Consider the following 20,164-nt stretch of genomic DNA (forward strand, 5'->3'; position numbering starts at 1 on the left):
AAAAAATCATGAAAAACTTAGGACTCATTTTCGACCTCGATGGGGTTATTGTAGATACAGCTAAATTCCATTTTCTAGCATGGAAAAAAGCTGCCAAAGAAGTAGGTTTTGAACTTACCGAAGAATTGAATGAAAAATTAAAAGGAGTGAGTCGCGTAGATTCACTAAACAAAATATTGGGTTGGGCTGGTGCTACCGTTTCCGAAGAAAAATTCAACGAAATGGCAACCAACAAAAATGCCGATTATTTAACCTATGTAGATAAAATGACTGCGGATGATATTCTTCCTGGGGTTGAAGCATTTATTCGCAAAGCAAAGTCAAAAGGGTATCCTATTGCATTAGGTTCGGCCAGTAAAAACGCACCAAAAATTTTAAAACACGTAGGTATTTATGATCTGTTTGATGCTATTGTAGACGGAAATAGCGTAAGCAAAGCAAAACCAGATCCGGAAGTATTTGTCATCGCAGCTCAGAAATTGAACGTTCCAGTAGCAAATTGTGTGGTTTTCGAAGATTCTGAAGCGGGAGTAGAAGCGGCTAACAATACACACATGCTTTCTATTGGTTTAGGTAGCGAAGACGTACTTTCAGAAGCCGATCATGTGTTTCCAGATTTTACCAAAATCACTTTAGAATTTATAGAACAACAAGCAAACAAAAAGTAATGAATCAAGATTATATTATACCAAATAACTGGTCTATCATAGAAGAAGGTTTTGAGAAGGACCGAGTAGAATCTTCCGAAAGTCTTTTCAGCATAGGAAATGGTGCCATGGGGCAACGTGCTAATTTTGAAGAGTATTATTCAGGTCCTACGTTTCAGGGAAGCTATATTGCCGGGGTTTATTATCCTGATAAAACCAAAGTAGGTTGGTGGAAAAACGGCTATCCAGAATATTTTGCAAAAGTGTTGAATGCTCCAAGTTGGATAGGGATTCACGTTTTTGTAAACGGAGAAGCATTAGACTTAAACACCTGCAAATCGGTTACTGATTACCGTCGCGAACTGAATATGAAAGAAGGTTGGTATAGCCGTAGTTTCAAAGCTACCTTGCCAAACGATGTAGAAGTTCAAGTGGAAGCGCTTCGTTTTTTAAGCTTGCATGAAGATGAAGTGGGAGCCATTAAATACAGTGTAACACCTTTAAATTCAGAAGCCGAAATCACCTATAAATCTTTTGTAGATGCCGGTATCGAGAACAAAGACACCAACTGGGAAGAAAAATTCTGGGAACCTTTAGAAGTTTCAGAAAACGGCAATCAGGCATTTGTAACCGCTCAAACCTTAAAAACTCGTTTTGTTGCCTGCACTTTTATGCAAAACACTTTCGAAGTTAACGGAGCTGCTATCAGCATTCCTCACGTTGTAGAAAGCAAAAAAGACTACGTAAGTTTTTCGTATTCTAATAAAACAGAAGCTAACGAAACCTTCACCATTTATAAATTTGGAGGGTATGTAACCTCCATGAATCATAACGAAAAAGAGCTAGAAGCCGCTGCCATTGCAGTATTGGGCAGTGTTAGCAAACTTGGTTTTGACGGATTACTACAAACTCAGATTGATGCCTGGGCAAAAGTTTGGGAAATGGCTGATATTACTATTGAAGGTGATGTAAAAGCACAACAGGGAATTCGTTTCAATATTTTCCAATTGAATCAAACCTATACCGGAGCCGATGACCGTTTGAATATTGGCCCGAAAGGTTTCACCGGAGAAAAATATGGAGGAAGTACCTATTGGGATACTGAGGCTTATTGTATTCCGTTCTACATGGCAACCAAAGACGAAAAAGTAGCGCGAAGCCTTTTAAAATACCGATACAATCAGTTGGATAAGGCCATTGAAAATGCAGAAAAACTTGGTTTTAAAAACGGAGCAGCTTTGTATCCAATGGTAACCATGAACGGCGAAGAATGTCATAACGAATGGGAAATTACGTTTGAAGAAATTCACCGTAACGGAGCCATCGCGTTTGCTATTTTCAACTACACGCGTTTTACCGGAGATTACAGTTATATTCCAGAAATGGGCTTGGAAGTTCTTATTGGTATTGCTCGTTTTTGGCATCAGAGAGCTACATTTTCTACTCATAAAAACAAATACGTAATTCTAGGTGTTACCGGACCAAATGAATACGAAAACAACGTAAACAACAACTGGTATACCAACTATTTAGCGCAATGGTGTATTAAATATACCGCAGCACAGTTAGAAACTGTTCAAACAGAATATGCGGCAGACCACAAACGTATTTTAGAAAAGGTACAACTTACTGAAGCTGAAATTTGCGATTGGAAAAAAGTAGCAGAAAACATGTATTTCCCGTATTCTGAAGAGCATAAGGTTTTCTTACAACAAGATGGTTTCTTAGATAAAGAATTGATTACCGTTGCAGATTTAGATAAAACTCAACGTCCAATCAACCAAAAATGGAGTTGGGACAGAATTTTACGTTCCCCATACATCAAACAAGCAGATACCTTACAAGGTTTTTACTTCTTCGAAGATCATTTCAGCAAAGAAGAATTAGAACGTCATTTTGATTTTTACGAACCTTTCACAGTTCACGAAAGTTCATTATCTCCTTGCGTACACAGTATTCAAGCCGCCGTTTTAGATAGAATGGAACAAGCCTATACATTCTATTTAAGAACTTCTCGTTTAGACTTAGATGACTATAACAAAGAAGTACACGAAGGCTTACACATCACCTCTATGGCAGGTACTTGGATGAGTGTTGTAGAAGGTTTTGGTGGTATGCGTGTAAAAGAAGGTATGTTGTCTTTTGAACCTAAAATTCCAGCACAATGGGAAGGTTTCTCGTTCAAAGTAAATTTCCGTAACCAAACGGTGAAAGTGAAAGTTACTCAAGAAGAAACCACGTTTACGCTGGATGGTGACCAAGATTTAACTATCTTATTAAACGGAACAAAAACCGTAGTAAAAGCAGCGAAAAATTAGTAGAACTATGAAATATATATTGTTAACAATCAGCGTTTGTTTTTCATTATTCAGCATGAAAGCTCAGGAACTGAAATCTCCTAATAATGATTTCAGTATGAATTTTTCACTATTGAAAGATGGGACGCCAACGTATCATTTAAATTATAAAGGTAAAGAAGTCATTAAGCAAAGTAAGCTTGGTTTAGAGCTGAAAGATGATGAAAAATCATTATTAAACGACTTTACAATTACCCATACCGAAACCGCTACTTTCGATGAAACCTGGACACCGGTTTGGGGAGAAGAAAGTGAAATTCGCAATCATTACAACGAATTGGCGGTAACGCTGACACAAAACGAAACCGATAGAACAATCATTCTTCGTTTTCGCTTGTTTGATACCGGCTTAGGATTCCGTTACGAGTTTCCACAACAAAAAAATCTTGTGTATTTTATTGTAAAGGAAGAAAGAACGCAATTTGCCATGACCGGCGATCACACAGCATTTTGGATTCCGGGAGATTACGACTCACAAGAATATGACTATACCGAGTCTAAACTTTCAGAAATCAGCTCCTTGTTTAACAAGGCTTTGACCGACAATGCTTCGCAAGAGCAATTTGCTAAAACCGGAGTGCAGACAGCGCTGATGATGAAAACCGATGAGGGTTTGTACATCAATTTACACGAGGCTGCTTTGATAGATTATTCACTAATGAATTTAAATCTAGACGAGGAAAATTTCATTTTTGAATCATGGTTAACTCCAGATGCACAAGGTAACAAAGGCTATTTACAAGCACCTTGTACTTCACCTTGGAGAACCATTATGGTAAGCGATGATGCTACAGATATTTTAGCTTCTAAAATGACATTGAATTTGAATGAACCAAGCAAAATTGAAGATACTTCATGGATTAAGCCTATGAAATATGTAGGCGTTTGGTGGGAAATGATTACCGGAAAAAGCTCTTGGGCTTATACTAACGACTTCCCTTCTGTTCAATTAGGAAAAACAGATTATGCCAACGCAACGCCAAACGGAACGCACGGCGCCAATACTGAACATGTAAAAGAATATATTGATTTTGCTTCAGCCAATGGTTTCGATGGTGTTTTAGTAGAAGGTTGGAACGAAGGTTGGGAAGATTGGTTTGGCCAATCTAAAGATTATGTGTTCGACTTTGTAACACCGTATCCAGATTTTGATGTAGAAGCTATTCACGACTACGCAAAATCTAAAGGAGTAAAAATGATTATGCACCACGAAACTTCCAGTTCTGTACGTAATTATGAGCGCCATATGGATACAGCATATGCGTTTATGAACAAGTATGATTATCCGGCGGTAAAAAGTGGTTATGTAGGTGATATTTTACCTAGAGGAGAACATCATTACAGCCAATGGACCATCAACCACTTTTTGTATGCGGTTCAAAAAGCAGCAGATTACAAAATTATGGTAAATGCTCACGAAGCTGTTCGCCCAACAGGAATTTGCAGAACCTATCCTAATTTAATAGGAAATGAATCTGCCAGAGGAACCGAATTCCAAGCATTTGGTGGTTCAAAGCCAAACCACGTAACGGTTCTACCATTTACCAGATTAATTGGCGGACCAATGGATTATACGCCTGGAATTTTTGAGATGGACATTGCAAAATTAAATCCGAATAACAACTCTCACGTAAATTCTACGATTGCCAACCAATTGGCATTGTACGTTACCATGTATAGTCCATTACAAATGGCAGCAGATTTGCCTGAGAACTACGAGCGTTTTATGGATGCATTTCAGTTTATAAAAGATGTGCCTGTAGATTGGCAAGCGTCTCAATATTTAGAGGCAGAGCCAGGCAAGTATATTACAGTGGCAAGACAAGACAAAAACAGTAACAACTGGTTTGTTGGTAACGTAAATGGTACTACAGTAAGAACCACAAAGTTGAGTTTAGACTTTTTAGAAAGAGGTAAAAAATACACGGCAACTATTTATGCCGATGCAAAAGATGCCGATTATAAAACCAATCCGCAGGCTTACGAGATCACAACTAAAACAGTGACTAGCAAAAGCAAGCTAAAATTAACTTCGGCTTCTGGTGGTGGTTTTGCCATTAGTATTGTAGAAAAGAAATAAATTTTTAAAAAAGACAGATGACGAAGTTGTCTGTCTTTTTTCTTTAAAACCAGTTTTTAATATGAATCAAAAAATATATAGCTTATTGGCGTTAGTGTTATTACTTTCGGTAACGCTTCAAGCACAAATAGAAAAAGTAGAACCACCATTCTGGTGGCAAGATATGCAGCATAATCAAGTAGAAATTATGATGTATGGTAAAGATATTGCCAATTTAGAAGTAGTTTCAGAAAAAGCTACTATTACAGGCATTACAAAAACAGAAAACCCAAATTATGTATTTGTAACGCTAGACACCAAAGGTTTAAATGCAGGTACATATCCTATTCAGCTTAAAAAGAAAAGAAAAATAGTAGATACCTATAATTTTGAATTGAAAACACGTGAAGAAGGTTCAAGATTCAGAAAGAGTTATGACAGCTCAGATATGATGTATTTATTGATGCCCGATCGTTTTGCAAACGGAAATTCTTCAAACGATTCTTCAGATTTAGTTACTGAAAAAGCCAATCGCGAAGATGCTAATGGTCGTCATGGTGGTGATATCGAAGGAATTATTCAGCATTTAGATTATTTAGAAAAATTGGGGGCAACCGCAGTTTGGAGCACGCCTTTATGTGAAGATAATGACGAAGCGTATTCGTACCACGGCTATGCGCAAAGTGATGTGTATAAAATTGATCCGCGTTACGGAAGCAATGCAGATTACAAACGTTTGGCAGACGAATTGCACAAGCGTGACATGAAGTTGGTGATGGATTATGTAACCAACCACTGGGGATTAGAGCACTGGATGATTCAAGATTTGCCAACCTATGAATGGATTCACCAATTCCCTGGATATGCGCAAACCAATTATAGAATGTCTACGCAAATGGACCCAAATGCTGCTGAAAGTGATTTTAAATATTGTATGGATGGTTGGTTTGTAAAATCGATGCCAGACTTGAATCAATCGAATCCGTTAGTATTAAACTATTTAATTCAGAATGCTATTTGGTGGATTGAATATGCTGGGTTAGATGGGTATCGTGTAGATACGTATTCGTACAACGACAAAGAAGGAATCGCTAAATGGACGAAAGCCATTACCGATGAATACCCAAATTTCAATATTGTGGGAGAAGTTTGGTTGCACGACCAAGCACAGATTGCGTATTGGCAAAAAGATTCTAAAATCAGTGCGATACAAAGTTACAACACGCATTTACCAAGTGTGATGGATTTTACTTTGCACGATGCTATTAGCAGTGTGTTTTATGTAGAAAATCCGTCTTGGGACAAAGGCATGATTCAGGTGTATGAAAACTTTGTAAACGACTTTTTATATCCTGATGTGAACAATTTATTGGTGTTTGCAGAAAACCATGATACCGATCGTTTCAACCAACGTTTTCAAAATGTTGCCGACTATAAATTGGCTATGACGTTAATTGCTACCGTTCGTGGAATTCCACAATTGTATTACGGTTCCGAAATAGGAATGGCGGGCGATAAAAGCAAAGGAGATGGCGATATTCGTCAAGATTTCCCAGGTGGTTGGAATGGCGATGACAATAACGCTTTTACAGCTTCGGGAAGAACTGCCGAACAAGCCGAATATTTCGATTTTACTTCGAAATTATTCACTTGGAGAAAATCAGCCGAGGTAATTCATACTGGGAAAACCACGCAATATTTACCTTGGGACGATGTGTATGTATTCTTCCGTTACAACGAAACTGAGACTGTGATGGTTGTGGTAAACAATTCAAAAGATGCGCGTACTTTCGATTTAAATCGTTTCAAAGAAAACCTTCAAAACTTTACCAAAGCAACCGATGTGATTAGCGGAAAAACTATAAATGTTGCTGCAGATAAAATGACAATTGAAGGGAAGTCGTCTTTCGTTTTAGAACTTAAAAAATAAGCTTATGAAAAAGATACTCTTAAGTTTGGTTACAGTTGCTTTCTTGATGAGTTGCAACGATGCACCAAAACAAAAAGAAGCTGTTTCAGCAACAAAAACTGAGTTAGCACCTATTTCTGATGAGGTGTTAGAAACCGCAACAATTTACGAAGCCAACATTCGTCAATATTCAGAAGAAGGAACATTTAATGCCTTCACGCAAGATATTCCGAAGTTAAAAGAAATGGGGATAGATATTATTTGGGTAATGCCTATTTATCCTATTTCGAGCACCAAAAGCAAAGGAAGTCTGGGAAGTTATTATGCGATTACTGATTATACCAAAGTGAATCCAGAATTTGGAACGTTAGAAGATTTTCAAAATCTAGTTAAAACAGCGCATGACAATGGAATGTATGTGGTGTTAGATTGGGTGGCGAATCACACTGGATGGGATCATGTTTGGATCAAAGAACATCCAGATTATTATACGCAAGACAAAGACGGAAATATTGTAGATCCGTTAAACCCAGAAACAGGAGAAACTTGGGGTTGGACAGATGTTGCAGATTTGAATTACGACAACCCAAAGATGCGTGAGGAAATGACTGCCGATATGTTGTATTGGGTTAAAGAAGAGCATGTAGATGGTTTCCGTTGTGATGTAGCAAGTAATGTACCAACCGATTTTTGGTCTACTGCCATCCCGAAATTGCGAGCAGAAAAACCAATATTTATGTTGGCAGAAGCTTGGCAACCAGAACTTATTGAAGCCGGTTTTGATATGTTGTACAATTGGGACGGCCATCATGCCATGAATCACATAGCACAAGGCGAAGCAGATGTAACGGCTTGGGACAAGCGCATGCAACAAATAGACTCTATGTACAGTGATGAAACCATTTTGATGAACTTTATTACCAATCATGATGAAAACTCATGGAGCGGAACTGTATTTGAGCGTTTAGGCGATGCTGCTGAAACTTTTGCTGCATTGGAATATTTAACTCCGGGAATGCCGTTGATTTATAGCGGACAGGAATATGATATGAACAAACGTTTGTTGTTTTTTGAAAAAGATACTATCATCAAAAAGAAAGGAAAATTCTATCCTATCTATGAAAAATTGAATGCCTTGAAAGCGAAGCATGCTGCCTTAAACGGAGGTAAACAAGCCGCTTCGTACGAGCGTTTATCAACTTCAGACGACAATAAAATTTTAGCTTTCAAAAGAGCTAAAGATGGAGACGAAGTTATCTATATCGCTAATTTAACCGATCAACCTCTAAAAGCTTCTGTTGAATTAAATGGAACCTTTACCGATTATATGACCGGAGAAAGCGTCGAGTTTCAAAAAGACAGGGCTTTTGCATTTGGCCCATGGCAATATTACATTTTGGTGAAAGAATAATTTCCTCCAATATATATATTCCCTTTGTTTTAAAAAGACACAGCTTTAGAGTTGTGTCTTTTTTTATGATCAGTTATTACTTTACAAAAGCACTTTTACTTCTTTTAGTTAGTAATAAGAAAATTAGTATACCGCCAGCTAAAATAAAATAGGCAATGGAAAGTCCAGATTGTTCTTGCGGATTAATACCCCATGTAAGTCCGTAACTAAAAATAGAACATAAAATATAGTTCATACCGCCTACAAGTCCACCAGATAATCCTGCCATATTAGGAAATCTTCCTAAGCAGTAAGCAAAGTAGTTGTTAAACATAAACCCTGAGCACACATGCACTGCAAAGGCAAAGAAAACAAGCGTAAATATATCTGCTCTAAGCGGGGTAGTTAATAGCATAGCAATTATAAATAAAAACTGAATAGCATTGCCACGCTGTATTTTAGGTAAAAAATCTTTTTTCATGAGTGCCTTTCCAATAAACCCTCCGGTCATCCATGCAAAACCTAAAATTAGAGAAACATAGCCAGCTACTACTGGAGAAAATCCCATTCGGTGCTCTACTATAAACGGAGAAACAAGCCCGAATAAAATAACCATTGCATAGCAAATACTACAAATAAACACACCGTATATAAAATCTGGAGTTTTGATCATGATTAGAGACTTGTCTAGAATAGGTTTAATTTTTAGCTCGTGATAATGCTTAATCGTTTCTCCAGAAAAAATAAGTTCTAAGATGAGGATAATGAAGGCGTATATTCCTAAAAAAGCAAAACAAGCACGCCAGTTTATTAAATGTTCAAGGTAACCTCCAATAAACGGAGCAATAATAGGACCTAACGACCAAACAATACTCATAATACTTAGGTAGTGTTTTAGTTTTTCACCATCGTGTACATCAATGAATAAGGTCCTTTTAGCAGTAGCAATAGCACCGGCACTGATACCTTGAATAAAACGAGCTATTAATATGAGTTCTATAGAGTCACTAAGTATAATTAACACATTGCTTGCTATAAAAACCAGCATACTAATAATATTGAATTTATACCTTCCCCAAGCGTCTACCAAGGCGCCAGATATAAACTGTGATAGTCCATAGCTCACTAAAAATAAGGTAATGCTTAATCTAATTGTACTTTCTGTAGTATGTAAATCTTTTACCATAGTAGGTAAAGAAGGAATGAAAATATCCGTGGCTACTCCTGATAAGGGAATAATTGCCAATGCCAAATATGTGGCAATTTTTTTGTAGCGGGGTTGTAAACTTTGCTCTAACATGGTCTATTATTCTTTACTACAAAAGTAGACCAGTTTTTATGATTGGTGATTTTGAAGATGAAACCACTTATGTTGTAAATCAAACATTTTTTAATCTTGATTGACCGGGAGTAGTGCCTGTTTGTTTTTTATAAAACTGATTAAAATAAGAGGTGTTTTCAAATCCTAGTGCGTAGGATATTTGAGAAATATTCCATTCAGAATGTGTTAAAAACTCATTTGCTTTTTCAATCACTCTTTCAGAAATAAGAATGGAAGTGGTTTTTCCAGTAGATTTTTTTAGAACTCTGTTTAAATGGTTTGGGTGTACAGCCAACATCTTAGAATAATCAGATGGTGTTTTGTAAAGTAGTGGAGTGTCGTCATCTAATAAGCTAAAGTGATCTTCTAGTTTTTTAAAAAATCGATTGCTTAAAGAATCTTTTTTCAGACTTTTACCATCAATAACTTCAGGACACTTAGGAAGTACCTCGTATATAATTAATTGAATAAGTGCAAAAACCTTTTCTTCTGCAAACGAGTAGTTTGTAGCTAGTATAGCTCTAATGTCTTTAAAATATCCCTCTAGTTTAGGAAGTTGTTCTTCTTCTATAAAAATTATTTTTTGCTTACCTGGTTGAAATACAGAAAAGTTTAATAGCGCTCTATTGTTCTTTTGTGCAAAAGCTTCGTTAAATACACATCGGTAACTTTTTAACAAAGGTTCTTTAGAATCCCAGGCGTAAGGTGTTCCGGGTTCGGTAAAAATAACGGCAGGCTTGTTAATGTGTACTACCTTTTCGGCATACGTAATAGTAGCTTTGTTTTTGCAAAGCGTAACTTTGTAATAATCTCTATGGCCAAAAGGTACATGACAGGCGCATCTTGCTCCCTCAAAATTGGCAACATTTCTGTTTTTTAAGTGGGGTAACGTCATGTTGTAAAGTTATAATATTCAAACGTATTTATGACAGCTTTAATTAGAAGAAATAAAAAACCGGGATTATCCCGGTTTTTTATATGTGTGTTGCTGTTTCTTTTCTGAAGATAAAAAGCAATATGTAGAAGTAGGTTTTACGATAGTATTTTCGCTACTTCGGCGTTTACATATTCTAAAAAGCGTTCGTCGGCTTCGGTAAACGGATTTGGCGTGTGTGAATCAATGTCAATCTGGCCAATGTTTTCGCCATTTACGAATAGTGGAATTACAATTTCTGCCTTAACATAAATGCTACAGGCAATGTAATTATCTTGAGCTTTTACATCGGGCACCACAAAATTAGCGTTACTTTCTGCTACTTGTCCACAAATGCCTTTTCCAAACGGAATTGTGTCGTGGTCTGTTGGTTCGCCGGCAAAAGCACGCAGTTTTAATTCTCGCTTATCTCCATTTTTAAAATAGAATCCTACCCAATCATAATAGGTTACTTCACTTTGTAATAATTCACAAACCAAGGTTAAACGTTCATTCACTGTAAGTGCGTCATCATGTAATATCAAACTTACTTTTGGTTCTAATGCTGCTAACTCCATCTTTCTAATTTTTTGGCAAAAGTACTAGAAAACAAAAATTCGAACCCATTTTTTAGATAAATTTGTGTTATAACAGCATATCGTTTGAAAGAATACTTCCAAAAATATAGCGCCGCCATTGGTTTTGTACTTCGCTTCCTTATTGTCTACGCAGCTTTAACAGCTTTGTACAATTGGTTTATTGCGAGTGCTGCGCCGTATCCGGATCAAATTACTACTTGGGTTACTGAACAATCAGAATGGATTTTGGAATATTCGCCTTATCACATTAGAATGGTTTTAGATGATACCGATCCGTTTTACAGAGTAATGATCAACGATACCTATGCAGCTAGAATTATTGAAGGATGTAATTCCGTGAGTGTGTTAATTCTATTTGTAACCTTTATCATTGCTTTTCGTGGTTCTTGGAAACACACAGTTTTATATAGTTTGGGCGGAATTGTATTGTTATACCTTACCAATTTGTTCCGAATTGTAATTTTAACAATGGGTGTATACAAGTATCCTGAATACACTGAAATTTTACATCAACTCGTGTTTCCGGCAATTATTTATGGAGCGATGTTTATCTTGTGGATTATTTGGGTGAAAAAATTTACCAAAGCATGAAACATTCTTGGAAAACATATGGTTTGGTCATGTTGCTCTTCGGATTTTTAGTGCTGATTAGAGCTTTTGAAACTACTTTGTTTTATGATCCGTTTTTAGCGTATTTCAAAGGAAATTTTTTGGAGACTGCTTTTCCATATTATGATTTTTGGAAATTGATTTTAAATCATTTCTTTCGATATATTTTGAATTCTAGTATTTCCTTATGGATTATTTATTTACTGTTTCCTAAAAAAGCAATTCTAAAGCTTTCTTTAGCTATTTATGGCATCACTTTTTTCGTTTTGTTGATAGCTTATTTATGGTTGATGAATCATAGCATTTCCGATAATTATTTGGTGTTATTTTACGTGCGTAGATTTCTAATTCAACCTTTATTTGTGTTGATTTTATTGCCGGCATTTTATTACCAACGTTTAAAACAAAAGGAATCGTAACTTTGTACACATGGATTTCTTTGTGAAAAATATGGTGTGCGATCGTTGCATAATGGTGGTGAAAGAAGATTTTGAAACTTCGGGCTACGTTGTTAATGCAATTGATTTGGGAAAAGTAGCTGCTTCGGGAAACGGAGACGAAACTGCGGTTTTGCAAAAGTTAGAAAAGCATGGTTTTGAAGTGTTGCAAACCGAAGAAACCATCATTTCCGACCAAATTAAAACTGAATTATTACAGTTTTTGAATAACGGAAATCTTCAAAATGAAAAACTTTCAGAAGTAATTTCAAGCAAATTAAATAGAGATTATGGAGTGTTGAGCAAGCATTTTTCAAAACACAATCATATTACAATTGAAAAATATTTTATCAAACTAAAACTCGAAAAAGCAAAGCAATACATTCAGGAAAACAACTTGAACTTCTCTGAAATTGCCGATGTTTTAGGCTATAATTCACTCAGTCATTTGTCTTCACAATTCAAAAAAGAAACAGGGTTGAGTTTGTCGCAATTCAAACAAAACCCAAACGAGTCTAGAAACGGACTTGACAAAATTTTATAAATACTTTCCAAAATTTTAAAAGTCATTCTTGTTGCTGTGTGTTACTTTTGATGTATTCAAAATAGATACATGATGAAACACACATATAAAGTAACCGGAATGACGTGCGTAGGCTGTAGTTCTTTTGTAGAACGCGCCTTGAACGATGTAGACGGTGTTACCAAAGCAACGGTGGATCTTGAAAAAGCAGAAGCTGAAATTGAAATGGAACAACACATTTCGTTAGAAGAATTTCAGAAAGAGTTAGGTTCGCATTACCACATTCACAATTCTGCTGAAGAAGCACACGAGCACGAAACTTCAAAAAAAAAAGTGAAGTAGGCGGTAACGGCGTTTATTATTGCCCCATGTTTTGCGAGGGCGATAAAACGTATGACGAACCTGGCGATTGTCCGGTTTGCGGAATGGACTTGGTAGAACAGCCACAACAGCAATCAGCCACTACTTATACCTGCCCAATGCACCCCGAAGTAGAAGAGGAGGAGCCGGGCAGTTGTCCTATTTGTGGAATGGATTTGGTTGCTAAAGAACCTGAAAGTTCCGAAAGTAAATCTTATAAAAAGCTACTCAAAAAGTTCAAAATTGCAGTAGCATTCACACTTCCTGTGTTTATTATTTCCATGTCGGGAATGCTTCCCAACAATCCTTTGTATAATGTAATGCCTCTAAAATATTGGAATTGGGTAGAGTTTGCGCTATCACTTCCTGTAGTATTTTGGGCTACTTGGATGTTTTTTGAAAGAGCTTGGCGTTCCATTAAAACCTGGAATTTGAATATGTTTACCTTAATCGGTATTGGAGCCGGAGCTTCGTTTATGTTTAGTGTCATAGCTTTGTTATTTCCAGATGTTTTTCCGCAGCAATTCAAAACCGAAAATGGCACCATGCATATGTATTTTGAAGCAACGGTGGTAATTTTGACCTTGGTGTTGTTAGGGCAATTGATGGAAGCACGGGCGCATACCAAAACTAATAGCGCTATCAAAGAATTGATGAAATTGGCGCCAAGCAAAGCAATCCGAATTGTGAATGGAGAAGAAGAAGTGATTGCTATTGAAAAAATTCAGCAAGGCGATGTGTTGAAAGTAAAACCGGGAGAAAAGATTCCAGTAGATGGAAAAATCCAAAAAGGGAATGCTTTTATAGATGAATCCGCAATTACGGGAGAACCTGTACCGGTTGAAAAAAATGCTGATGACAAGGTAAATTCTGGAACCATCAACGGAAAAACTTCCTTTACCATGATTGCTGAACAAGTGGGGAATGATACGCTGCTGTCTCAAATTATCACTATGGTAAATAATGCGAGCAGATCGCGAGCGCCCATTCAAAAACTAGCCGATAAAATTTCAGCCTATTTTGTGCCAACGGTTGTTGGAGTTTCAATTTTAACCTTTGTTGCGTGGTACTTTTTTGGTCCGCAACCTGCGTTGGTATACGGTTTTGTAAATGCCATTGCGGTGTTGATTATTGCATGTCCGTGTGCGTTAGGTTTGGCAACGCCTATGTCGGTAATGGTTGGTGTAGGAAAAGGAGCTTCTTCAGGTGTTTTGATTAAAAATGCCGAATCGTTAGAGTTGTTAGATAAAATTGATACGGTGATTGTTGATAAAACCGGAACATTGACAGAAGGAAAACCTGCTGTTGAAAAAGTGGTTTCGTTGCATGAAAACTATTCAGAAAATGATTTAATTTCTTTGATAGCCTCGCTAAATAGTCATAGCGAGCATCCGTTAGCAACGGCAACAATTCAATACGTAAAAGATAAAAATGCGAAGATAGATGAGGTTGAAGATTTTGAATCAGTAACCGGAAAAGGGGTGAAAGGTCTTGTTGACGGGAAAAGCATCGGTTTAGGAAATGAAGCTTTGTTGAACTCAGAAAATATTCAATTGAGTTCTGAAAATAAAGCTCAAATACAAACGTATCAAAAAGAAGGAAAAACTGTTTCTGTAGCTTTTCAGGAAAAAGGAATTATTGGTTTTGTGGTGATTTCAGATCCTATAAAAGCGACTTCTCAAGCTGCAGTGAAAGCTTTGCAAGAAGATGGTATAGAAGTGATCATGCTTACCGGAGATAATGAGTTAACGGCAAAAGCAGTGGCTAAAGAGTTGGGATTATCAAACTTCAAAGCACAATGCCTTCCAGAAGATAAATTAAAAGAAGTGGAACGTTTGCAACAGCAGGGCAAAAAAGTAGCGGTAGCCGGAGACGGAATCAACGATGCACCTGCATTGGCCAAAGCGGATGTAGGAATTGCCATGGGAACCGGAACCGATGTTGCTATTGAAAGTGCCGGATTAACCTTGGTCAAAGGTGATTTGCAAGGGATTGTAAAAGCGGTAAAACTGGGCGAGAAAACGATGAAAAACATCAAGCAAAATCTATTTTTCGCCCTGATTTACAATACTATTGGTGTGCCGGTCGCTGCCGGAATATTATATCCGTTTTTTGGATTGTTATTATCGCCAATGATTGCTGCATTGGCGATGAGTTTTAGTTCAGTTTCTGTAATCAGTAATGCGTTACGACTCAGAACAGTGAAGTTGTAAATTATTGATATAATTCCGTTATCCAAGTTTCAAAAAGGGAGGTCCATTGTTGGGTAGCTTTGTTTTCTAAGCCTAATCCGTAACCGTGGCCTCCAGTTGGGAAAATGTGCATGGCCGCCGGAACTTTGTTTGCAATCAATGCTTGGTAAAAGCGTAAACTATTTTGAACCGGTACAGCGCCATCATCGGTAGAATGAATTAAAAATGTAGGGGATGTTTCTGTATTCACATTCAATTCGTTTGAGAATTCATCCGTTACTATTTTCGAAGGATTTTTGCCTAACAATTGATCTTTGGAGCCTTGGTGGGTAACTCCTTGTTGCATGCTAATTACCGGATAAATAAGTGCTAAAAAATCAGGTTTTGCACTAATGTTATCAATAGAATCTTTCGGTGTATAGACTTCTTTATTATAAAGTGTGCCAAGCGTAGAAGCTACATGTCCGCCTGCAGAAAATCCCATCACACCTATTTGTCCGTCTTTTAAATGAAATTGGTCTTTGTTGCTTTTAATATAACGCATGGCGCGTTGTGCGTCTTGCAAAGGTGCTTTGTAGGTTGTTTTTACAGAAGCATCTGACGGTAAACGGTATTTTAAAACAAAAGCAGCAATGCCTTTTGAGTTGAGCCATTTGGCAATATCGGTACCTTCCCAATCGTAAGCTAAACCAGCATAACCGCCTCCGGGGCAAATCAAAACTCCGGTGCCTGTGGCAGTTCTGGGAGTAGGCAAAAAGACTTCAATGGTTGGTTTTTGTACATGTGTAACCCAAAGTGTTCCCCATTCGCTTTGATCCCATTTTTCTTCACTATTACTTTTTTGAGAATTAGGAATTTCATCATTCCAAATTTCAATGGTTTTATCAGTTTGTGCTTTCATACCAATAAAAATTAATAGCGTTGCCAATAGGGTATAAGTTTTCATGAAAGAAGTTATAGTTATTTTGACTTTAAATGTAGTGATTAATTTTCAGTTCAATATTGTTTTTAAAATGAAATGAGAATAGGAGAAGTGTACTTTTTAAAACCAAAAAAGCCTTCCGAAAAAAGGGAAAGCTTTTCATTGGTTTAACTACTAAACCTAGATAAATCAATGATTTATCTTAACAACACAACTAAACATTTTTTGCCAAAAAAAGCTCCAATAACTTGGAGCTTTAAGCAATTTTGCGGTCTGGACGGGACTCGAACCCGCGACCCCCTGCGTGACAGGCAGGTATTCTAACCAGCTGAACTACCAGACCAATACCGATGTTGACTTGCTTATTAAAAAAGCCTTCCGAATATTGAAGGGAAAGCTTTTCATTGGTTTAACTACTAAACCAAGATAGATCAATATCTATCTTAACAACACAACTAAATTTTTTTGCCAAAAAAAGCTCCTGTGTATCGGAGCTTTTGCAATTTTGCGGTCTGGACGGGACTCGAACCCGCGACCCCCTGCGTGACAGGCAGGTATTCTAACCAGCTGAACTACCAGACCATTTCGGTATTGCGGTTGCAAATATACACCCATTTCTGTTTCCTCCAAATAAAAAAGAGGAAAATAATTTTATTTTTTAGATTGCATTATATAAATATATGTTTTTCAGTTAAGTAAGTTTGAAGAATTTTATTCAAATCTTTTTGAATATTGGCTTCTACATATTTTATCTTGTATTGAGCGCATTGAAGTTTCAGCTCTTTAAAGTAGGTAGCTATTTTCTCTTGGTAAACATCTTTTACATGTTCTGCATAGAGATCAACGGTTTCCCCAGTTTCTACATCAGTAAATTTTTTGGGTTTGCTACCAAATTCAAACAAAGCTTCTGTATTAGTGTCTACGGTATGAAATAATACCACTTCATGTTTATTGTATTTCAAATGCTTTAGAGCTTCGAAAAGGGCTTCTGTATCGGTTTCTGTTTGAAACATATCTGTAAATAAAAAAATCATACTTCTTCGATGAATTTTTTCAGCAATTTGATGCAGATATGTGTATGTCTTAGTTTCTTTCTGAACTCCTTTTTTTGAGGATAATTGACTTAGTTGGTGTAGTAACATTTGGTGATGTCGTTCACTCCCTTTTTCGGGAGCATAAAACTCATAAGAATCAGCATAAATACTAAGACCTACCGCATCTCTTTGTCGCTTTAAAAGATTCATTAAAGCAGCAGTTGCCAAGGTTGAAAAACCAATTTTATTATAATTGTCAAAAAAATTTTGCTTCAAGGTAGGATAATGCATAGAAGAAGAATTATCTATAATAATATGGCAGCGCATATTGGTTTCTTCTTCATAGCGTTTGGTGTACAATTTATCTGTTTTTCCGTAAAGTTTCCAATCAATATGTCTAGTGCTTTCTCCGGGATTGTAAATGCGATGTTCAGCAAATTCTGAAGAAAAACCGTGGAATGGACTTTTGTGAATACCACTAATAAAGCCTTCCACAACTTGGTTTGCAAGCAAGTCCAGATTTTTAAAAAGGTCTACGTGTTGAAGTTCTTTCTGAATGTTCAAAATAACGAATTATAGAATTGTCTAAAAATACAAAAGGTTTGGCAACGCCAAACCTTTTGTATATGATTTATTCTTTAAAAAAGCTCTTACAATAAAGAATCTAATGCTTCTGAATAAGTGTCTTTTGGAGCTACACCAACTTGACGACCAACAACCTCTCCGTTTTGGAATACCAATACAGTAGGGATGTTTCTTACGCCATATTTTGCAGCAAATTCTTGGTTGGCATCTACGTCAACTTTACCAACAACAGCTTTTCCATCATATTCAGAACTTAATTCTTCAATAATAGGAGCAACCATTCTACAAGGACCACACCATGCTGCCCAAAAATCTACCATTACAGGTTTATCACTTTTAAGTACTACTTCGTCAAATGTAGCATCTGTTATTTCTAAAGCCATGTTTTTTAATTTTTAAATGTTATGCGAAATTAGTCATTATTTTTTCTGAACCTTACAAAACTAAAATAAGTTTTAGTTATAGCCTCATCAGTTTTGCAAATATCCATTTTCTAATATACTAATTATCTGTTAAACATTTATTTAATTCTGAAAACTAACATCCATTTAACAAACCTTAGTATTGTATTATGACGCTTTTTTTAGAAGCATTTGTAGCTTTACGGTAAGAAAAAATAAAAAATTAAAGTTATGACAGAGTTAGAATTAAAAGGTAAATGGAATCAAGTAAAAGGTAAGCTTAAAGAGAAATACGGAAGCCTTACAGATGATGATCTTCAATTTGCTGAAGGAAAATATGATCAGCTAGTTGGAAGAATTCAAGAAAAAACTGGTAAAACCAAAGAAGAAGTAGAAAAAGAGCTAGAAACTGTCTAACACTTTTTCTAAAAGTTTAGAAAGCCTGACTTATTATCAGGCTTTCTTTTTTTTAAAAGAATTTAGTTTTTAAATTCGTACAACTATTAACATTTAAACCAAAAAATAATATGGATGACGGAAAAAATATTTTTGTAGAATATTGGGATAAGATTGAAGGACTTGTTGTGACTTACGGGATGAGCTTTTTAATGGCCTTTTTAAAAGCATTAGCCATTCTTCTTATTGGTCTTTGGATTGTAGGATTCATTAACCGAATGGTGAAAAAGATTTTTGAAAAGCAAAATGTTGACCCTTCTCTAAGAACATTTCTAGGAAATTTAATTAGTTGGGGGCTCAAAATCTTATTGTTTATTCTAGTAATTACCCAGTTAGGTGTAGAAATGTCTTCTTTTGTAGCCATCATTGGTGCGGCTGGTTTGGCAGTAGGTTTGGCTTTGCAAGGATCATTATCAAATTTCGCAGGAGGAGTTCTTATCTTAACTTTGAAACCATTTAAAGTGGGAGATTATATTTCATCTTCAAGTGGAGTTAGTGGAACAGTGAAAGCAATTGATATTTTTAATACAAGATTAAATACGCCACAAAACCAATTGGTTGTAGTTCCAAATGGGGAATTAAGTAATAGTAGTATTACCAATTATACCGAATTAGGAACCAGACGTACTTGGTTTGATATAGGGGTTTCTTACGATGCCGATCTTAAACAAGCAAAAGACATTTTGATGGATGTAATTTCTAAAAACGAACATGCATACGATGATCCGGCACCACAAGTAGTGGTTACAGAGCTAGGAGATAGTTCGGTAAATTTATCCATTCGTGTAACTACATCAAATGATGTTTTCTGGACTATGAGAGAAAACTTAATTATAGATTGTAAAGCAGCATTGGATAACGCAGGTATCGAAATTCCATTTCCACAAAGAGATGTGCATTTCTTTGATGAATCTAAGAAATAAGAGTTCAATCACAAGTTAAAAAAGCTCCGTTTGAAATTTCAAACGGAGCTTTTTTATTATTTACCAAGCATTAAAAGCTCAGTACAACTTACCTCGGTGACATATCTTTTTTCACCCGTTTTGGTTTCGTAAGATCTACTGGTAAGTTTACCTTCTATAGCAACCTCGTTCCCTTTGTCTAGGTATTTTTCAATAATCTCTGCAGTTTTTCCCCAGGCAACTATATTATGCCATTGTGTGTCTTTCACAGATTCTCCTTTTGCGTTTCGGTAGGTTTCATTCGTAGCAATAGAAAATTTTGCTAACTTCTTTCCGCTTTCAAGCTGAATTACCTCTGGTGTGTTTCCTAAATTTCCGATTAGTTGCACTTTGTTTCGTAACGTACTCATATTAACTTTATTTTTAGAATGTTATAGAATAATTAATTTATCTTTATGTGAGATTTGTATCACTTAATTTGTTGATGCAAATATGAATCCCAAAACCAAATGTATTCGGTTTATAATCAGTTACTTTCGTTTGAAGTC

17 protein-coding genes, 2 tRNA genes and 1 pseudogene are annotated in these 20,164 nt (G+C 36.3%); 11 read left to right on the plus strand and 9 right to left on the minus strand.

Annotation, left to right across the window (positions count from 1 at the left end; all coding sequences use genetic code 11):
* Nucleotides 1–8: 8 nt before the first annotated feature.
* From pgmB to BM383_RS02280, 5 genes are all read left to right on the plus strand, one after another.
* Nucleotides 9–668 (plus strand): beta-phosphoglucomutase, encoded by a 660-nt coding sequence (gene pgmB / locus BM383_RS02260; protein WP_093022427.1) that lies wholly within the window; start codon nucleotides 9–11, stop codon nucleotides 666–668.
* A complete protein-coding gene (locus BM383_RS02265) occupies nucleotides 668–2,965 on the plus strand; it encodes a glycoside hydrolase family 65 protein (RefSeq protein WP_093022430.1) in 2,298 nt (765 codons plus the stop codon). Before pgmB ends, BM383_RS02265 begins: the two co-directional genes overlap by 1 nt.
* A gap of 7 nt (nucleotides 2,966–2,972) precedes the next feature.
* Nucleotides 2,973–5,084: a glycoside hydrolase family 97 protein gene (locus BM383_RS02270; RefSeq protein WP_093022433.1), complete on the plus strand. Its 2,112-nt coding sequence runs from the start codon at nucleotides 2,973–2,975 to the stop codon at nucleotides 5,082–5,084.
* Nucleotides 5,085–5,145: 61 nt separating this feature from the next.
* Nucleotides 5,146–6,993, plus strand: coding sequence for a glycoside hydrolase family 13 protein (locus BM383_RS02275; RefSeq protein WP_093022437.1), 1,848 nt, complete (start codon nucleotides 5,146–5,148; stop codon nucleotides 6,991–6,993).
* 4 nt (nucleotides 6,994–6,997) lie between these two features.
* A complete protein-coding gene (locus BM383_RS02280) occupies nucleotides 6,998–8,383 on the plus strand; it encodes an alpha-amylase family glycosyl hydrolase (RefSeq protein ID WP_093022440.1) in 1,386 nt (461 codons plus the stop codon).
* Between the two features lie 76 nt (nucleotides 8,384–8,459).
* On the opposite strand, the gene BM383_RS02285 is transcribed toward BM383_RS02280, so the two are convergent.
* The 3 genes from BM383_RS02285 to BM383_RS02295 all read right to left on the minus strand — a co-directional run bounded on the left by BM383_RS02285 (nucleotide 8,460) and on the right by BM383_RS02295 (nucleotide 11,174).
* On the minus strand, nucleotides 8,460–9,662 hold the full coding sequence (locus tag BM383_RS02285) for an MFS transporter (RefSeq protein ID WP_093022443.1): 1,203 nt from the start codon (nucleotides 9,660–9,662) through the stop codon (nucleotides 8,460–8,462).
* A gap of 79 nt (nucleotides 9,663–9,741) precedes the next feature.
* Nucleotides 9,742–10,578 carry a helix-turn-helix domain-containing protein gene (locus BM383_RS02290; RefSeq protein WP_093022447.1) on the minus strand — a complete coding sequence of 279 codons (837 nt, stop codon included), beginning with the start codon at nucleotides 10,576–10,578 and terminating at the stop codon, nucleotides 9,742–9,744.
* Between the two features lie 137 nt (nucleotides 10,579–10,715).
* Nucleotides 10,716–11,174 carry a GAF domain-containing protein gene (locus tag BM383_RS02295; protein WP_093022451.1) on the minus strand — a complete coding sequence of 153 codons (459 nt, stop codon included), beginning with the start codon at nucleotides 11,172–11,174 and terminating at the stop codon, nucleotides 10,716–10,718.
* An 84-nt stretch (nucleotides 11,175–11,258) separates the two neighbouring features.
* Here BM383_RS02295 and xrtF point away from each other — a divergent pair, with 84 nt between their 5' ends.
* The 4 genes and pseudogenes from xrtF to BM383_RS02315 all read left to right on the plus strand — a co-directional run bounded on the left by xrtF (nucleotide 11,259) and on the right by BM383_RS02315 (nucleotide 15,337).
* Entirely contained in the window at nucleotides 11,259–11,786 is a 528-nt protein-coding gene (gene xrtF / locus BM383_RS02300; RefSeq protein ID WP_177229053.1) for an exosortase family protein XrtF, read from the plus strand.
* Nucleotides 11,783–12,223 carry an exosortase F system-associated membrane protein gene (locus tag BM383_RS02305; protein WP_093022458.1) on the plus strand — a complete coding sequence of 147 codons (441 nt, stop codon included), beginning with the start codon at nucleotides 11,783–11,785 and terminating at the stop codon, nucleotides 12,221–12,223. Before xrtF ends, BM383_RS02305 begins: the two co-directional genes overlap by 4 nt.
* Before the next feature lie 10 nt (nucleotides 12,224–12,233).
* Nucleotides 12,234–12,785, plus strand: coding sequence for a helix-turn-helix domain-containing protein (locus BM383_RS02310; RefSeq protein ID WP_093022461.1), 552 nt, complete (start codon nucleotides 12,234–12,236; stop codon nucleotides 12,783–12,785).
* A gap of 72 nt (nucleotides 12,786–12,857) precedes the next feature.
* Nucleotides 12,858–15,337: pseudogene (locus BM383_RS02315) on the plus strand (heavy metal translocating P-type ATPase).
* 1 nt (nucleotide 15,338) lies between these two features.
* Here the strand turns inward: BM383_RS02315 and BM383_RS02320 are convergent.
* The 5 genes from BM383_RS02320 to trxA all read right to left on the minus strand — a co-directional run bounded on the left by BM383_RS02320 (nucleotide 15,339) and on the right by trxA (nucleotide 18,240).
* Nucleotides 15,339–16,262, minus strand: coding sequence for an alpha/beta hydrolase (locus tag BM383_RS02320; protein ID WP_093022464.1), 924 nt, complete (start codon nucleotides 16,260–16,262; stop codon nucleotides 15,339–15,341).
* A gap of 245 nt (nucleotides 16,263–16,507) precedes the next feature.
* Nucleotides 16,508–16,581 (minus strand) — tRNA-Asp (locus tag BM383_RS02325).
* 165 nt (nucleotides 16,582–16,746) lie between these two features.
* A tRNA-Asp gene (locus tag BM383_RS02330) sits at nucleotides 16,747–16,820 on the minus strand.
* Between the two features lie 86 nt (nucleotides 16,821–16,906).
* On the minus strand, nucleotides 16,907–17,836 hold the full coding sequence (locus tag BM383_RS02335; protein WP_093022467.1) for a DUF58 domain-containing protein: 930 nt from the start codon (nucleotides 17,834–17,836) through the stop codon (nucleotides 16,907–16,909).
* 86 nt (nucleotides 17,837–17,922) lie between these two features.
* Nucleotides 17,923–18,240, minus strand: a complete 318-nt coding sequence (gene trxA / locus BM383_RS02340; RefSeq protein WP_093022470.1) for a thioredoxin — start codon at nucleotides 18,238–18,240, stop codon at nucleotides 17,923–17,925.
* Nucleotides 18,241–18,489: 249 nt separating this feature from the next.
* On the opposite strand from trxA, the gene BM383_RS02345 reads away from it, so the two are divergent.
* Both BM383_RS02345 and BM383_RS02350 read left to right on the plus strand, forming a co-directional pair.
* The gene (locus BM383_RS02345; RefSeq protein ID WP_093022473.1) at nucleotides 18,490–18,675 is read left to right on the plus strand and encodes a CsbD family protein; all 186 of its coding nucleotides are present in this window, start codon (nucleotides 18,490–18,492) and stop codon (nucleotides 18,673–18,675) included.
* A gap of 110 nt (nucleotides 18,676–18,785) precedes the next feature.
* Nucleotides 18,786–19,637 (plus strand): mechanosensitive ion channel family protein, encoded by an 852-nt coding sequence (locus tag BM383_RS02350; protein ID WP_093022476.1) that lies wholly within the window; start codon nucleotides 18,786–18,788, stop codon nucleotides 19,635–19,637.
* A 56-nt stretch (nucleotides 19,638–19,693) separates the two neighbouring features.
* On the opposite strand, the gene BM383_RS02355 is transcribed toward BM383_RS02350, so the two are convergent.
* Nucleotides 19,694–20,026: a single-stranded DNA-binding protein gene (locus tag BM383_RS02355; RefSeq protein WP_093022479.1), complete on the minus strand. Its 333-nt coding sequence runs from the start codon at nucleotides 20,024–20,026 to the stop codon at nucleotides 19,694–19,696.
* Nucleotides 20,027–20,164: the final 138 nt, after the last annotated feature.

This window comes from Pustulibacterium marinum, assembly GCF_900116665.1.
Taxonomy (GTDB): domain Bacteria; phylum Bacteroidota; class Bacteroidia; order Flavobacteriales; family Flavobacteriaceae; genus Pustulibacterium; species Pustulibacterium marinum.

Coding starts and splice junctions, on each gene's coding strand:
- pgmB (WP_093022427.1), top strand. CDS start 9: ATGAAAAACTTAGGACTCATTTTCGACCTCGATGGGGTTATTGTAGAT.
- trxA (WP_093022470.1), bottom strand. CDS start 18,240: ATGGCTTTAGAAATAACAGATGCTACATTTGACGAAGTAGTACTTAAA.
- BM383_RS02280 (WP_093022440.1), top strand. CDS start 6,998: ATGAAAAAGATACTCTTAAGTTTGGTTACAGTTGCTTTCTTGATGAGT.
- BM383_RS02350 (WP_093022476.1), top strand. CDS start 18,786: ATGGATGACGGAAAAAATATTTTTGTAGAATATTGGGATAAGATTGAA.
- BM383_RS02305 (WP_093022458.1), top strand. CDS start 11,783: ATGAAACATTCTTGGAAAACATATGGTTTGGTCATGTTGCTCTTCGGA.
- BM383_RS02345 (WP_093022473.1), top strand. CDS start 18,490: ATGACAGAGTTAGAATTAAAAGGTAAATGGAATCAAGTAAAAGGTAAG.
- BM383_RS02355 (WP_093022479.1), bottom strand. CDS start 20,026: ATGAGTACGTTACGAAACAAAGTGCAACTAATCGGAAATTTAGGAAAC.
- BM383_RS02285 (WP_093022443.1), bottom strand. CDS start 9,662: ATGTTAGAGCAAAGTTTACAACCCCGCTACAAAAAAATTGCCACATAT.
- BM383_RS02290 (WP_093022447.1), bottom strand. CDS start 10,578: ATGACGTTACCCCACTTAAAAAACAGAAATGTTGCCAATTTTGAGGGA.
- BM383_RS02320 (WP_093022464.1), bottom strand. CDS start 16,262: ATGAAAACTTATACCCTATTGGCAACGCTATTAATTTTTATTGGTATG.
- BM383_RS02310 (WP_093022461.1), top strand. CDS start 12,234: ATGGATTTCTTTGTGAAAAATATGGTGTGCGATCGTTGCATAATGGTG.
- BM383_RS02295 (WP_093022451.1), bottom strand. CDS start 11,174: ATGGAGTTAGCAGCATTAGAACCAAAAGTAAGTTTGATATTACATGAT.
- BM383_RS02265 (WP_093022430.1), top strand. CDS start 668: ATGAATCAAGATTATATTATACCAAATAACTGGTCTATCATAGAAGAA.
- BM383_RS02275 (WP_093022437.1), top strand. CDS start 5,146: ATGAATCAAAAAATATATAGCTTATTGGCGTTAGTGTTATTACTTTCG.
- BM383_RS02270 (WP_093022433.1), top strand. CDS start 2,973: ATGAAATATATATTGTTAACAATCAGCGTTTGTTTTTCATTATTCAGC.